This is a genomic window from Neobacillus cucumis (genome assembly GCF_023715505.1).
This window is the reverse complement of record NZ_JAMBOH010000004.1, coordinates 151572-166231: the sequence shown is the minus strand read 5'-3', so window position 1 is coordinate 166231 and position 14660 is coordinate 151572. Positions and strand designations below refer to the sequence as shown.

18 protein-coding genes are annotated in these 14660 nt (G+C 37.6%); 8 read left to right on the top strand and 10 right to left on the bottom strand.

The features are described 5' to 3' along the window. Positions 1–38: 38 nt before the first annotated feature. On the bottom strand, positions 39–218 hold the full coding sequence (locus M3226_RS08160) for a YjzC family protein (RefSeq protein ID WP_098528344.1): 180 nt from the start codon (positions 216–218) through the stop codon (positions 39–41). Positions 219–487: 269 nt separating this feature from the next. Here M3226_RS08160 and M3226_RS08155 point away from each other — a divergent pair, with 269 nt between their 5' ends. Further along, entirely contained in the window at positions 488–1180 is a 693-nt protein-coding gene (locus M3226_RS08155) for a Crp/Fnr family transcriptional regulator (protein ID WP_374110573.1), read from the top strand. A 37-nt stretch (positions 1181–1217) separates the two neighbouring features. Here M3226_RS08155 and M3226_RS08150 read toward each other — a convergent pair whose 3' ends face one another. From M3226_RS08150 to M3226_RS08140, 3 genes are all read right to left on the bottom strand, one after another. Then, positions 1218–1946 carry a YwiC-like family protein gene (locus M3226_RS08150; protein ID WP_251564240.1) on the bottom strand — a complete coding sequence of 243 codons (729 nt, stop codon included), beginning with the start codon at positions 1944–1946 and terminating at the stop codon, positions 1218–1220. Positions 1947–2263: 317 nt separating this feature from the next. Then, a complete protein-coding gene (mobB, locus tag M3226_RS08145) occupies positions 2264–2800 on the bottom strand; it encodes a molybdopterin-guanine dinucleotide biosynthesis protein B (RefSeq protein WP_251564238.1) in 537 nt (178 codons plus the stop codon). Next, positions 2788–4053 carry a molybdopterin molybdotransferase MoeA gene (locus tag M3226_RS08140; RefSeq protein ID WP_251564236.1) on the bottom strand — a complete coding sequence of 422 codons (1266 nt, stop codon included), beginning with the start codon at positions 4051–4053 and terminating at the stop codon, positions 2788–2790. The genes mobB and M3226_RS08140 overlap by 13 nt, the downstream gene beginning before the upstream one ends. A 230-nt stretch (positions 4054–4283) precedes the next feature. Here M3226_RS08140 and ric point away from each other — a divergent pair, with 230 nt between their 5' ends. Then, positions 4284–4982 (top strand): iron-sulfur cluster repair di-iron protein, encoded by a 699-nt coding sequence (ric, locus tag M3226_RS08135; protein ID WP_251564234.1) that lies wholly within the window; start codon positions 4284–4286, stop codon positions 4980–4982. Positions 4983–5052: 70 nt separating this feature from the next. Here the strand turns inward: ric and moaA are convergent, their stop codons facing one another. After that, positions 5053–6069 (bottom strand): GTP 3',8-cyclase MoaA, encoded by a 1017-nt coding sequence (gene moaA / locus M3226_RS08130; RefSeq protein WP_251564232.1) that lies wholly within the window; start codon positions 6067–6069, stop codon positions 5053–5055. 317 nt (positions 6070–6386) lie between these two features. Here moaA and M3226_RS08125 point away from each other — a divergent pair, with 317 nt between their 5' ends. Beyond that, a complete protein-coding gene (locus M3226_RS08125; protein ID WP_251564230.1) occupies positions 6387–7085 on the top strand; it encodes a Crp/Fnr family transcriptional regulator in 699 nt (232 codons plus the stop codon). A gap of 49 nt (positions 7086–7134) precedes the next feature. Here M3226_RS08125 and M3226_RS08120 read toward each other — a convergent pair whose 3' ends face one another. After that, the gene (locus M3226_RS08120; protein ID WP_251564228.1) at positions 7135–8262 is read right to left on the bottom strand and encodes a TIGR04053 family radical SAM/SPASM domain-containing protein; all 1128 of its coding nucleotides are present in this window, start codon (positions 8260–8262) and stop codon (positions 7135–7137) included. A 182-nt stretch (positions 8263–8444) separates the two neighbouring features. After that, on the bottom strand, positions 8445–8753 hold the full coding sequence (locus M3226_RS08115) for a metal-sulfur cluster assembly factor (protein WP_251564226.1): 309 nt from the start codon (positions 8751–8753) through the stop codon (positions 8445–8447). A gap of 306 nt (positions 8754–9059) precedes the next feature. On the opposite strand from M3226_RS08115, the gene M3226_RS08110 reads away from it, so the two are divergent. The 3 genes from M3226_RS08110 to M3226_RS08100 all read left to right on the top strand — a co-directional run bounded on the left by M3226_RS08110 (position 9060) and on the right by M3226_RS08100 (position 10337). After that, positions 9060–9869: a Cof-type HAD-IIB family hydrolase gene (locus tag M3226_RS08110; protein ID WP_251564224.1), complete on the top strand. Its 810-nt coding sequence runs from the start codon at positions 9060–9062 to the stop codon at positions 9867–9869. 128 nt (positions 9870–9997) lie between these two features. Next, complete coding sequence (locus tag M3226_RS08105) at positions 9998–10150, top strand: hypothetical protein (protein ID WP_176541100.1); 153 nt, start codon at positions 9998–10000, stop codon at positions 10148–10150. A 1-nt stretch (position 10151) separates the two neighbouring features. Further along, positions 10152–10337, top strand: a complete 186-nt coding sequence (locus M3226_RS08100) for a DUF3813 domain-containing protein (protein ID WP_098528332.1) — start codon at positions 10152–10154, stop codon at positions 10335–10337. 64 nt (positions 10338–10401) lie between these two features. Here M3226_RS08100 and M3226_RS08095 read toward each other — a convergent pair whose 3' ends face one another. Next, entirely contained in the window at positions 10402–11244 is an 843-nt protein-coding gene (locus M3226_RS08095) for a YitT family protein (RefSeq protein ID WP_251564222.1), read from the bottom strand. Between the two features lie 119 nt (positions 11245–11363). On the opposite strand from M3226_RS08095, the gene M3226_RS08090 reads away from it, so the two are divergent. Then, positions 11364–12212: a DegV family protein gene (locus M3226_RS08090; protein ID WP_251564220.1), complete on the top strand. Its 849-nt coding sequence runs from the start codon at positions 11364–11366 to the stop codon at positions 12210–12212. A gap of 323 nt (positions 12213–12535) precedes the next feature. Here the strand turns inward: M3226_RS08090 and M3226_RS08085 are convergent, their stop codons facing one another. Together M3226_RS08085 and M3226_RS08080 are read right to left on the bottom strand one after the other, a co-directional pair. Then, positions 12536–12667: a DUF3941 domain-containing protein gene (locus M3226_RS08085; protein WP_081810752.1), complete on the bottom strand. Its 132-nt coding sequence runs from the start codon at positions 12665–12667 to the stop codon at positions 12536–12538. Positions 12668–12739: 72 nt separating this feature from the next. Then, positions 12740–13603: a CvfB family protein gene (locus tag M3226_RS08080; RefSeq protein ID WP_251564218.1), complete on the bottom strand. Its 864-nt coding sequence runs from the start codon at positions 13601–13603 to the stop codon at positions 12740–12742. Between the two features lie 430 nt (positions 13604–14033). Here M3226_RS08080 and M3226_RS08075 point away from each other — a divergent pair, with 430 nt between their 5' ends. Continuing rightward, positions 14034–14525 carry a YajQ family cyclic di-GMP-binding protein gene (locus tag M3226_RS08075; RefSeq protein ID WP_251564216.1) on the top strand — a complete coding sequence of 164 codons (492 nt, stop codon included), beginning with the start codon at positions 14034–14036 and terminating at the stop codon, positions 14523–14525. Positions 14526–14660 lie beyond the last annotated feature (135 nt).

Genomic DNA, 14660 nt, shown 5'->3' with positions numbered 1-14660 from the left:
GAAAAGCCATCCAAATAGATGACTTTTTTTAAAACTTATTAAGGTTTTCGAACGTAGCTCCAAACGCGATCATCATTTGATGTCTCAGGAAATGAGTCTCCCGCTTTAAGTTTTATCTTTTTCGGGTTAGTTACATTGCTTCCAGAGTCACCAACCTCAATATAAAAGCCATTATTAGGTGCCTTTTTACCTGGCTTAAATTGATGATTTTGTCCCATTCTTATCCCCCCTTTTCCAGTACATTTTTATTATCTCCGTTTGCCTGCAACAGCATTAAAGGGAAATTCTTTCAAATTCCACATATGTCGACAATATTTCCTAGGTAATACCGTTAGACTTAAGTTTTGACGATTATATGAACTTATTCTACAGATATTGATAATTATTCTTCGTTAACAATATAATTATAGTATTATCTAGGGAATCTCATTAACACGACTTGAATTTTTTTGGAAATTGAATTTGTACCTTTAAAGGTGGTTATAGTATGCAGTCAGTAAAAGAAATGCCTGTGACATTATCACATCTCTTTGAAACGGTCCACCATATAAAAAAGATTGAAAAAGGGATGTTTCTTTTTCAAGAGGGTTCTCAAGCTGATGAAATGTATATTGTCCAAAGCGGGATCCTTCAAGTCAGCAAAATTATTCCTGACGGAAGAGAGCTAACAATTAGAATGTGCTCCAAAGGAGACTTTGTTGGAGAGTTGAATTTATTTTCGCCTTCATCTCGATATTTACTAAGTGCACGGGTTGTAGAGAGCGGTGAAGTTTCTGTCATTATGAAGGACGTCTTAGAAGAAAAGCTATCCCAAAATCTTGCTCTTTCATTTGAATTCATCCAATGGATGAGCCTGCAATTTCGAAAGACACAAACTAAATTTCGTGATTTAGTCCTTCATGGTAAAAAAGGGGCGTTGTATTCGACTCTTATTCGTATTAGCAATAGTTATGGGATGAAAACGGATCAAGGGATTCTGGTGGAATTAGCTTTTACAAATCAAGAGCTGGCAAATTTCTGTGGTACTTCCCGTGAGGTTGTCAATCGGCTGCTTAGTGATTTAAGAAAGGCAGATATTATTTCAATCGATAAAGGTTTCATCACCATTTATGATATTGATTATTTAAAAAGAGAAATTGATTGTGAGGATTGCCCGGTAGAAATATGTAAAGTTGATTAAAAATAGGCAAAAAAAATCGGTCAACTCACCGATTTTTTTAATTTAAGGTAACAATCTGAATGGAAAGGATTATAAAGATGAGAGCCGAATTAATAATTTCATATACGCCAATTTGCAGTGGCGATAATTTTTTTCCATAAAAGAAATAAGCTCGCAGTAAACTTGGAATATAAGCAATCGCGACTATCCAAAAGCCACTAAACAACCACGCAGCTACTACAAGAAGATGATATGTCCATGAAATCCATTTGAACATATCATTTTTCTTCTCTCTTATCATGGTTTTCACATAAAAGGTACAGCCCATAAAAAATAACACCGATGTTAAAAAGGGAAAAATCATTGTTTTCAGTTTTAGCCAACCTTGCCCCAAGTAGCTGCTAGCTAAACCAGCGATAGCAAATGCAAAGATTGCACTCATATCATTCATAAACGCACGATCTTTATTTTTAGACGTATAGTAAGCATTTATTAAAAAAAACGGCAGCATCAATAGTCCAAAGATGATGATAGCAGGCCTTTGAAGAAGAGGAAACACCAGCATTATTAAAGCAGGTATCATATAAATAATGGTCCATTTGGCATAAAATTGAACTTTTTTCTTCTTAAATAAAAGGAGCATAGGATATGTCGCTAAATATAAAAAAAGCCAGCCAATAAAAAACGGGATGTCCTGCCATACATATCCACCATTAATTACACCTAGCCAAAAGGGAATAATCAGCATTGCCCATGCGCCATGTTGTTTGGGTAAAAATAATTTCATCTTTTCTCACTCCTTTTCCTGATAGCCTTACTATAAAAGAGCTGTTCTGAAAAAAAAGTGAAGAGTATCACATTAAATGTGAAAAATAGAAGGCAAATTACCTTCTTTACATTGCTTTGATAGAAATGGAAATGCATCGGAACCAATCATGCTATGTTAACTTTGAACTTCTTTATAGTAGCTATCCACTGATTGGAACCGGCAAGTCCAGTACAAAATCAAACTACCTATTTTATCAAACCATATTACCCCTACAAGTATTATAATTTGTACCAGTTTGTATTACTGTGATAAAAGTAACATATTTGACAATTTTATTAAATTTTTTCATCTTTTTTATGAACATGCCTCAAAATTAATTCAGCAGTCCAATTAATCACTGCTACATCGTTAATCGAGAAAGATGGTTGTATATGTTCAGTGTTCAGCGCGTCAGACCAATACCCAACTGCGCAAATATTGGTTAATGATTTTAATAAATACAAGTCTTCTTTCTTTTTTAATAAAAGGAGTTTAGGATAATCTTTCTGTTTATAGCCTTCCACTAAGACGACGTCGGGTTGATAGAATTTTAATAGCTCTATTTCGTCTTCCAGGCTTAGGTTCAGCCTTTCAGCCTGTAGAATCATTCTTCCACCGCCTTCGACAATAGCAGCAAGCGCCCCTGAACTTAGATGCCTTGAAGAATCTTTACCTTCCATTACGTCAGGTTTACCGCCATGTCCATGATGTTTGATTGTGACGGTTTTTATTCCTCGGTCTGTCAGTAATTTTATTAGTTTAGTTATAATTGTTGTCTTCCCACTATTTTGAAATCCAACCACCTGAAAAATAAAAGGTTCTACCAAGGCCACACACTTCCAACATGATCTTCAAGCAGCAATACCTCGACTTCATCTCCTGCCATAAATCCCCTTGTTCCTCCAGGAAGGATCATTAATGAGTTTGCACTGGCCAAGCTCATAATAATGTTGGACTTATCCAAACCGCTCGGGGTTGATTTTAACCTTCCTTCATCAATAAAGGTGGTGCTTCTGACAAATCTAGTAAACGGATTGGCCTTAGGAAAATCAACTTCAAGCAAAGCCTTTTCTTTTCGCAAATGGGGTTTGTTGGAAAAAAGCTGTGTCCGGATTATCGGACGGGTAAATAGTTCAAATCCCACATAACAAGCTGAGGGGTTACCAGATAGTCCAAAAAGGATTTTTCCATTATAAATGGCAACTGTAGTTACACTGCCAGGGCGCATAGCTACCTTATTAAATAATACCTCTGCTCCAAGTTTTTTATAAATCCCAGGCAGGTAATCAAAGTCACCCACCGATACTCCCCCAGTTGTAATGAGTATATCCACTTCACTTAAAGCATCTTTAACTGCTTTAAAACACGTATCAAATTCATCAGGCAACTTCCCATAATAATGAACTGTTCCCCCTGCCCGTTCAATTTGAGCTGCAATCATATAGGAATTACTGTTGCGAATTTTGCCGGGCACTAATTCTTCATCTACTTCTAACAATTCGGTACCCGTAGCAAATAGACCGATAAGCGGTTTTTTTGCTACAGGAACTTCTTTATAGCCAAAGGTCGCCAACATCGCTTGTATTCCCGGGTTAATCAAGGTGCCTTTTTCAACGAGAACTTCGCCTTGTTTAGCATCTTCTCCTATGAAAGAAACATTCGTACCCTTATTAATTTGTCTTTTAATGGACATATATGGAATACCATTTTTTTTATAGTCTTTTGCAACTTCAAACATGACAACCGCATCTGTTCCATTTGGCATCATCGCACCTGTCATAATCCGAACAGCTTGGTTTTCACCAACTAATTTAGACGAGACCATTCCGGCACCAATGTGGTCGATTACTTCAAATTCGACCGGATTTGATTGGGATGCTTCAAGGGTATCGATAGAACGAACTGCAAAGCCATCATATGGTGCTCTATCAAAGTGCGGAACATTACTCGTAGCTATTAAATCTTCTGATAAATAACGACCATAGCTTTCACTTATAGAAACGTATTCCGTCACGCCACTTATTCGATGTTTCATAATTTGTTTTACTGCTTCTCCAATCAGAATTGGGTTTCTTCTTTCTAGCAAATAAATCAGCTCCTGCCTCAAAACAGATAATTTTGGTTAGATATGTAATGGATTATAACAGCTAATATTCATTATAAGTCTATAGAAGACTTACAAACGTATCAAATGTCACAAATTAGACGAAAAAGAAAAAAACATAGCCAATGTGTGATACAGGTCACCTTTAATATTCAATATTTCTATTATGCTTAAGTCATAAATAACTTACCTTATCTTTAGGAGGAATTATCATGACTTTCACCATAACAGCCAATTCATTAGTTCGGGATATTGTTAACGAACTTCCAAAAGCAAGTGATATATTTAAGAAGAACCGAATTGATTTTTGCTGCGGGGGAAATATCCCACTATCACAAGCTGCAGAACAAAACGGGCTAAAAGTTAACAATATCATCGAAGAATTAAAAGATGTCTTTGAAAAGTATGAAAACACTGAGAAAAATGTAGATGTGTGGACAGACTCAGACTCCTATACCATTATTAATCATGTTATTAATAATTACCATCGTGTTTCTGAAGAAGAATTAACAATGCTGAGCCCATATGTTACTAAGGTTTCGCGTGTACACGGTGAACATCATCCGGAACTTATTAAAATGAATGAGCTATTTTATGAGTTTAAAAAGGAATTGCTTGAGCATATGGCAAAAGAAGAAGAAATTGTGTTCCCGCTTATAAAGCAGCTTGCGGATGGTACGGCTCCAAATCCTGAAGAAGCCATTAAGATGATTGTCGAGCTAGAAAAAGAACATGACCATGCCGGAGAAATTTTACGGCAAATCCGGGCTGTTACAGCTGACTTTGCCCTTCCAGCAGATGCCTGTGGTACTTACCGTTTAGTTTATGCCCGTTTAGAAGCATTGGAAGGCTTAACCTTTATGCATGTGCATCTTGAAAACAACATTTTATTCCCAAGATATTTAATCTAATCGAAGTCAACCCGCTTCCACAGCGGGTTGTGTTTTTTTGTAAAAAAATAACCCTCTTTTTAAAAGAGAGTTATCCGCCAATATAGGACATTTCAATTTTTTTTCGATTTTTATGGGTTTCAGCTGTTCTTTCATCCGAATATCTGTCATCCCGGCCATTCCATATCGCGGTAATCCGCTCGGTTATTTCCTTATCCGTTGCTCCATTTCTCATGAAATTTCGTATATCGTGACCATTGCCATTAAACAAGCAGGTGAAAATTTGTCCATTTGCAGACAGTCTTGACCGAGTACAGCTGGAGCAGAATGACTCAGAAACAGACGTAATAAAACCAACATTAACATCCTTATCTTTATATTTATAGAGCTTGGCTACCTCACCAAAGTATGCAGGACCAACAGGGTCAAGCTCGAAATGCCCCTTGAGCAAATGATAAATTTGCTTTTTTGTCACTACATCATCCATTTTCCAGCCATTTGTCGATCCCACATCCATGAATTCAATATAGCGTAATTCCAGGCTATGTTTTTTACAATATTCCGCCATTGGGATAATTTCTGTATCATTTAAGCCTTTTTTAACAACCATATTGATTTTGACCCCGAGACCAGCCTGTTTTGCTGCCTCAATGCCTTCCAACACGGGAGCGGTCCCCACTCCACGTCCATTAATTTGACCAAACAATTCATCGTTTAACGTATCAAGGCTGACATTTACTCGTTTAAGACCAGCTATCTTTAAGTCCTTTGCCAATTTCGGCAGTAACACTCCATTTGTGGTTAACCCGATATCGCTAAGCCCTTCGATTGCTGAAAGCTTTTCTACTAGAAGAGGTAAATCCTTACGAAGAAGCGGTTCACCACCAGTTAGCCGTATTTTCTCAACACCTAAATGGACGAATATTTTTCCCAGCCGTTCTATTTCCTCATAGGTTAATAATGCATTTCTTGGGAGAAATTCAAAATCAGGTCCAAATTTTTCTGCAGGCATACAGTACTGACAACGAAAGTTGCATCGGTCAATGACTGAAATTCGTAAGTCATGTAAAGGTCTGTTTAATTTATCTTTAATAATGGTTTTTTCCATTTATATCAACTCCATTATATTAAAGGCAGCTTATACGATAAGTGTAACAGGATTACAAGAAAAAGACTGTTACTTTATTCACTATTAAAACACATTTTATATCTATTCTAATTTTAACAGATGTTTCTAATTGAATAAACGGTTGTTTTGGAAAAGATGCTCTACAATTTCATCCAAACTCTAGGTTTTTCCTTCTAAGGGTTTTCACTATATTGTCATTGTTTACTCCGTTTTATGAACCAGTAATCAGTTAGAATAAGATTACAAACTAAAATACGAAATTTGACTCGTTTATAAATAATTAAGAGGTGATATAAATGACTTATACAATGAAACCAACACATTCAATTGAAATAAAGGAATTACTTACATTTGCAGATCGGAAATTTAAAAGTGAAAGAGGAACTTTTCTTTTTCAAGAAGGAATGGTGGCAGAAGAGCTTTACATTATTCTTTCCGGTAAAATTCAAATCAGTAAAATTACATCTGACGGCCGTGAACTTTCCCTAAGAATTTGCGGACCAAACGATATTTGCGGAGAATTAACCTTATTCACAGATAATCCCAGATATTTACTAAGTGCAAAAGTACTTGAAGAAGGCGAAATTGTCGCCATTAATAAAGATATTATTGAAAGTGAAATTTTTCAAAACAGTAAGCTGGCATTTGAATTTATGAAATGGATGAGTGACCATTTCCGTAAAACTCAGACCAAATTCCGTGATCTTGTATTAAATGGCAAACGCGGTGCCTTATTCTCAACCTTAATCAGGATGTCCAATAGTTATGGCATACAAAAGAATCAAGAAATTTTAATAGATCTACCTCTAACCAATCAAGAGCTTGCTAATTTTTGCGGTACATCCCGCGAAAGTACAAATCGAATTTTAAGTGAATTAAAACGAGATAAAAAAATCTCTATTAAAAAAGGCAAAATCTCCATTTTAGATTTGCAATATTTAAAGGATGAAATTGGCTGTGAAAACTGTTCTGCAGTATATTGCAATATTGAATAGATTAATTTCAAGGCTGACTCTGTTAAGAGGCAGCCTCTTGTTATATAGTTTATTCTTGTTCCTTTTTTTCTCTTAATGCTTTAGGAATATAAACACAGAATGGTTCACTCTCAAGGTAATCTCCTGTGATTGCATAGGCTCTTGACCTAGATCCGCCGCAAACATAACGAAACTCACACACACCGCACTTTCCTTTAAATCCATCTGGATTTCTTAAAGCCTTGAAGATAGGAGATTCCCGATAGATTTCTGCTAACGGCGTTTCCCTAACATTCCCTGCTTTTACTGGTAAAAGTCCACTTGGATAGACATCGCCAATATGTGATATAAACACAAAGCCGTTCCCGTCATTTACACCTTTCGGGGCACGTCCAAGTCCATCAATTGAACCTGTTAGGCCTTTTTCAGTCAGAGCACATAAATAATCAATTTCATTCGCCTGTGTATGTGCTTCACGCATTTTTTGCTGTATGACAACCCGGCGGTAGTGCATTGCTTCGGTTGTTTTGATATCAAAAGAAACACGTTTGCTTAAGTCATAAAGCCACCTTAAGACCTTTTCATGCTCTACAGGTGAGATCATATCAGTTACTTGGCCTCTACCAGTTGGTACGAGGAAAAAGACGCTCCATAGTACACAATTCAAAGCCTCGACCATTTTAGCCATTTCGTCTAAGTATGCAACATTATACCTTGAGATGACAGTATTAATCTGAATAGGAATTTCCAGATCATGAAGGTACTTAATTCGTTCCATTGTTAAATCAAATGAACCTGCCGTTCCGCGAAAATGATCATGAATTTCTGCATTAGGTCCATCAATACTAAAGGCCCAGCGCGATAAACCCACTTCTTTTGCTTTTTGGATTGCTTCTTTTGTTACATTGGGTGTGGCACTTGGAGTCATCGATACCCGTACTCCCTTTTCGACTGCATATTTCGCAATATCAAAGATATCATGTCTCATTAAAGGATCTCCACCTGTAAAAACGAGGATGGGATTATTCATATCATATATTTGATCAATTAGGTTTTTACCTTCATCAAAGGACAATTCACGTCGATCGCGTGTATACTGGGCATCTGCACGGCAGTGCAGACATTTTAGCTGACAGGCACGTGTTAGTTCCCAGATTACAATAAACGGATCTTTATTAAAATCACGATTAAATGACACTTAATACTCCCCCTTAATCCGCTATTTTAAATTCAAACAGCGTCGATTAACTGTATTATAATGTTGTTTATATTTAAAAAAAGTGAACTATCTCACATGTGGGAAATGATATGTGTATCTTTTGTGACGAAAAAAGCAGCAGATGAGGGTATCTGCTGCTTTCTAAAATTATTATTTTTTTCTTAACGGATTCCTAAGGCAATTTTTGCGTAGCGTGACATCATATCTTTGTTCCATGGTGGATTCCAAACAATATTAACATCCGTATCTTTAATTTCAGGAATATCTGCCAAAGCGCGTTTTACTTGGTCAATAATGGTACCAGCCAGCGGACACCCCATTGCTGTTAAAGTCATGGTTACAGAAACCAATCCTTCTTCGTTCATATCAACATCGTAGACTAATCCTAAATTCACGATATCTACTCCCAACTCGGGGTCGATAACAAGCTCTAATGCACCCATTATATTATCTTTTAATTCTTCATTCATATTGAAACACTCCTTAATTTCACCTTTTTTAGATAACTCTTAAAACTACCTTGCACTGCTTTTGGCTCACCTATTCACTTATGGTAAACTTTAACCTAAAGCAATTAAGTAAAACAAGTATATCTTTTTTAACAACAAGTTGGTGTGAATTTTTTTACAGTTTGGCTATTAAATTGTTAACATAGTAATTATAGGAATATTTATCCTCATTTTTCAAATAAAACACATAAGTAGTTTATCATGTTGAAAAAATTTTTTCTAAACCAACGCATTATTGATTAAATTTTAAAAAAAGAAGGTGTCCACGTGGCGGAGAAACATTTAATTGCATTAGACTTAGATGGGACATTGTTAAAAGATGATAAAACCATTTCCTTTAGAAATAAGGAAGTAATTGAAAAAGCAAAAGCAGAAGGTCATATCGTAATGATTGCAACAGGTAGGCCATACCGTTCTAGTGAAATGTATTACCACGAATTAAAATTGGATACCCCAATCGTTAATTTTAATGGAGCATTTACCCATCATCCGCTTGACAAGAATTGGGGTTTCTACCATGAGCCGCTCGATGTTAAGGTAGCAAAAGACATTGTAGAGGCATGTAGAAGCTTTCAATTTCACAATATTATTGCTGAGGTAATGGATGATGTTTATTTCCATTATCATGATGAGAAACTTTTGGAAATTTTTAACTACGGGAACCCTAGGATTACTACAGGAGATTTAGCGAACTATTTAACTGATTCACCAACAAGTTTGCTTATTCATACAGAAGAAGATCAGCTGCAGAAAATTCGCGATCACTTATCTGCTGTTCATGCCGAAGTCATTGAACAACGCAGTTGGGCAGCACCATGGCATGTAATTGAAATTATTAGAAGTGGTTTGAATAAGGCTGTTGGTTTGAAAAAAGCAGCTGACTATTTTGGAATTCCTGCTGAAAGAGTTGTGGCATTTGGTGACGAGGACAATGATTTAGAGATGCTTGAGTTTGCGGGTCACGGAATTGCGATGGGAAATGCGATTGACCAAGTAAAAAATATCGCGAAGGATGTCACCCATAGCAATGAGGAAGACGGTGTTGGAGAATATATTGCAGATTTGTTAAATTTATAAAAGGACAAACTTAAAATTCAGATTTTCGCCATTGTTTACCTAAATGAACCGGGGAATAGATGTGCATACTAGTTTTGAGGCAGCAAAGCTGTTTCAATCTTAGCTTTGAGCATATTGGAGGGATTCGAATGGGTAAACGAAACAAATCAAAACGCTTTGTCCAACAAGGAGTGGATACTGTCAGCCAGCATGCTGCACGTATTCCTTATCACATGACCTATGCTGAAGCGGAAGCTCAGAAAATGGCGAATGTGCATGAATCCTCGCTTGGAGGAATATAACATGGGAAACCAATTGTTCCAGGAAGCCAGAAGATTTGTGGAGATGGCGAAATCTGCCAACCCTGCTGACCTTGATTCTGCGGTCGCGAAAGCAAAGAATGCACTTAGTTCTGCTTATGCCAATTCGACTGTAGCAGAACAAGCCCAGCTCCAACAAATGCAACAAGAGCTAGATCAGATTAGATAGTAGCAAAAGCGCCCGTTTTAGTACCGACACTAGTCGCTAAAATGGGCGCTTGCTCTTTTTTCCATTATTCTCTTCGAAAAAACCCATAAACCCCTGTCGTTTGAACAATGTTCGTAAAGGCATTAGGATCGACCTCCTGAATGATCCGTTCTAAATCAAACAGTTCATATCGAGTTATGACAATCATCAGCATTTCTCTTGTTTCATTTGAAAAGGCACCTTTAGCCGGGATCATCGTAATACCCCTTACAAGAGAAGCATGAATGGCCTTTTTCATTTCATCGGCCTTTTTTGTAACAATCATAGCCGTTAACTTGGCGTGTCTGGTATGAATGGCATCAATTACCCTAGTAGAAGTATATAAGGTAACTAAAGTATAGAGTGCTTTTTCCCAGCCATAAAGGAAACCGGCCGTAATAATGATTATCCCGTTTAGGACAAACATATAGGGACCAACAGGTTTGTCCTTCATCCGCGAAAGAACCATTGCTATAATGTCGACTCCACCTGTTGAGGCACCCCATTTTAATGTGATACCTACCCCGATTGCCAGAATCACTCCTCCAAAAACAGCATTGAGTAAAATATCATGTGAAACTTGCTTGATGGGAATCAGAGAAAGAAATAAGGAAGTAAGTAAAACACTAATAAAACTGTAAACGGTAAATGATTTCCCGACCTTTTTCCAACCGAGAATGGCAACCGGAATATTTAATAGAAGCAATAAAAAACCCATCGAAACATTAATTGGTGTATAATCGCTTAGTACTTTTGAGAGTAATTGAGCAACACCAGTAAAACCGCTGGAATAAACATTCGCCGGTATAAGAAATAGATTCATGGCTAGGGCATTTATGAATGCACCAGCAATAACAATCACGATTTTTTTAGTTTGGAGCCAAAGCAATGGAACTCCCCCTCATTCACTGAATTTATGAACTAAATACTTCTTCATTTAGAAATTGTAATTTAAAGATGAAACCGATAAACTGTAATTAAATATATGATTGGAAAGCAGGTGAGCTTATGACAGTAAAAATACTTGCTGACAGTGCATGTGATTTGCCATTAAGTTTTTATAAGGAAAATAATGTTATATTATTCCCCCTGAAGGTGCAAATTAATAACCAAGACTATGAAGATGTAAAAACAATTGATCCTAAAACTGTTTATCATGCGATTAGAAGTGGAGTTGTCCCTAAGACCTCTCAGGTTTCTCCCCTTTTATTTGAGGAAGTTTTTACGGAGATGGCTGAAAAAAATGAAGAGGGAATTTATATCGCTTTTTCCTCTGAGTTATCCGGAACATATTCTACTGCTGTTATGATTCTTGACCAAGTTAAGGAAAAATATCCAAACTTTCATTTAACCATTGTTGATACAAAGTGTGCCTCGCTTGGAGTGGGTCTTATTGTCATAGAGGCTGCTAAACTTGCTCTTCATAATGCAACCAAAGAGGAAATTATAGCGGATGTTAGATTTAGAAGTGAACATATGGAGCATATTTTTACGGTTGAGGATTTAGATTATTTGGCAAAAGGCGGCAGGGTTTCTAAGGCTTCTGCATTCTTAGGCGGATTGCTAAATATTAAGCCGATTTTAAATATGGAGGATGGAAAACTGGTTCCGATTGAAAAAATAAGAGGGCAAAAGAAAGTCTACCGCCGGATTATTGAAATTATGAAGGAGCGGGGCTCGAGTTTGAATGAACAAATCATCGGTATTAGTCATGCAGATACGGAAGCAACTGCCCTAGAATTGAAAGAGATGATTATTAATGAGTTCCACCCAAAGGAAGTATATATCTCTTCCATCGGCTCAGCAATTGGATCCCATACTGGCCCGGGAACAATTTCTACTTTCTTTTTAAATTAAATATGAATTTGAAAAAAGAGCGGGGGTCCCCCGCTCTTTCTTTATTTGATAACAAGTATAAAAATTGACTTTGAGAATTGTCTAGCTGCAGGCGCCTAGGGGCTCTTAGGTCTAAGCCTATCCAGTTGCGGCTACTTGGGACTCAAACCATAATCCGCCCCCTGAAGAAGGCAAAAAGCGCCTTCTTGCAGTGTACGTCTTATGTCCACGTCCCAGAACAGTCGCCTCCACATTTAGGTCAATCCGTCAAGAATGCTAAGAGCAGACCTTCTCGCCGGCTCGGCTGTAGCCTATCGCCCCTGTTCAAGGCGCTTCCGCTTTTCTTATTTGTGATCTGTTTTCTTAGAATATTGATTTTTTCCTGCTTGACGGTTTTTTTCTCGCATCATATTTTTTTCATGTCGTAAGGCGTTATTGTCCTGTGCTTTTTTATCGTTATCAGAAGTGTGCGGCATATCCTTACTCCTTTCTAAATTTCTTGCAAGACTTATTGTCTGTCATTTAGAAAAAGAGTATGTAAGCAAACCTTAATCTTTTTTTGCGTAGGTCCAACTTCCTTCCTGATAGACCTTTCCTTCTTTCAATAACTTTCCTAATGCCCGCTTAAATGCCCCTTTACTTAAGCTAAAACGTTCTTGGATATCTTCTGGAGCACTTTTATCGTTATATGGCATCGCACCATTACGGCTCATCAAATATTCGTAAATCTTTTCTGCATCTAAATCTTGGGATTCTTCTTTTCTCCCCAATAACGATACATTAATCGTTCCGTCTTCCTTAACGTCAATAATCCGCCCCTCAACCTTTTGACCTAAGCGAGGCTCGACCATGCGTTGCGATTCATGGATAAATCCTTTAAATCCCTCAATTGTGTAAACCCAGCTGCCGACCTTGGCGGTACGATAAATATGCCCTTGTACATTCTTGTTAAAATCCTTTCTCGTTGCTTCAATCGAGATGGATTGGATTACCTGGTCACTCGCCAACCGTGCATAAAGCAAGTTACTCCGATTTACCCTCAAAGTAATATAAACCATATCCCCTACCTTCGGCCATACTGACTGGTGAGCAGGGAGGTCGTCTGCACCTAACAAAATATCCTTTGGGAGACCGATGTTTAAAAATACACCAATTTTTGGATTTGTATCTGTCACTTTGACCCAGTCATAAGTACCAACAGAAAGCTCCGGTATTGTCATGGAAGCAGAAATTCTTCCTTGAGAATCGGTAAATAAAAAGACCTCTACCTCATCCCCTTCCGCCAATTCTTGCTGTGCTTGATTTTTATGCAATAAAACATCCTCATTACCATCTGATAAGAAATAACCAAAGTCCGTAATTCGGGCTACGTTTAATGTGGCAGTTTGACCGATAAGTTCAGTTAAAGACATCTATTCTAACTCCTTTTTTCTTCTGCTTTTCTTGTCCAGCTCCAGCTCCTAGGTTCAGAGTCATAAGCCCCTGTTCAAGGCGCTTCCGCTTTTCTTGTCTAGCTGCAGCGCCTAGGGGCTCGGGGTCATAAGCCAATCCATCAAGAAGGTTAAAGAACAACCTTCTCGCCGGCTCGTCTTATGCCTGTCGCCCCTGTTCAAGGCGCTTCCGCTTTTCTTGTCCAGCTGCAGCGCCTAGGGGCTCGGGGTCATAAGCCAATCCATCAAGAAGGTTAAAGAACAACCTTCTCGCCGGCTCGTCTTATGCCTGTCGCCCCTGTTCAAGGCGCTTCCGCTTTTCTTGCTTGTTTGAACTGCTATATTTTACTATAATGTACCCGTAAAGGGAAACTTTAGCAGGGAATGTATCAATTAATTGGAGGTATGGCTAATGTCTAAAGACAGCTCATTTGATATTGTATCCAAAGTAGACTTTTCTGAAGTCACCAATGCAATCACTCAAACCATGAAAGAAATTGCGACCCGTTATGACTTTAAAGGCAGTAAAAGTGAAGTATCACTTGATAAAGAAGAACTTGTTCTTGTTTCAGATGACGAATATAAAATGGACCAATTAAAGGATGTCTTATTTAGTAAATTAATTAAGCGTGGCGTGCCAGTTAAAAACTTAGATTATGGTAAAATCGAAAAGGCATCAGGCGGTACTGTCCGCCAACGGGCGAATCTTGTCCAGGGAATCGATAAGGAAAACGCTAAAAAAATTAATACCATTATTAAAAATAGTGGTGTTAAAGTAAAGAGCCAGGTACAAGACGATCAAGTGCGTATAAGCGGGAAAAGCCGAGACGACCTGCAAAAAATTATTTCTTTAGTCCGTGAAGCTGACCTTAGTATTGATGTTCAATTTATAAATTATCGATAATAAAATCGTTTTACTACTCGTAGTGGCGGGTAATATTAAAGGCGTAAGGAAAATCTTCCTTTGCCTTTTTTATTTTGTTCATGAATTGGGCCCTTTTTTCTCACACTAACAGTGAATAAACATTGGGAGGTTACG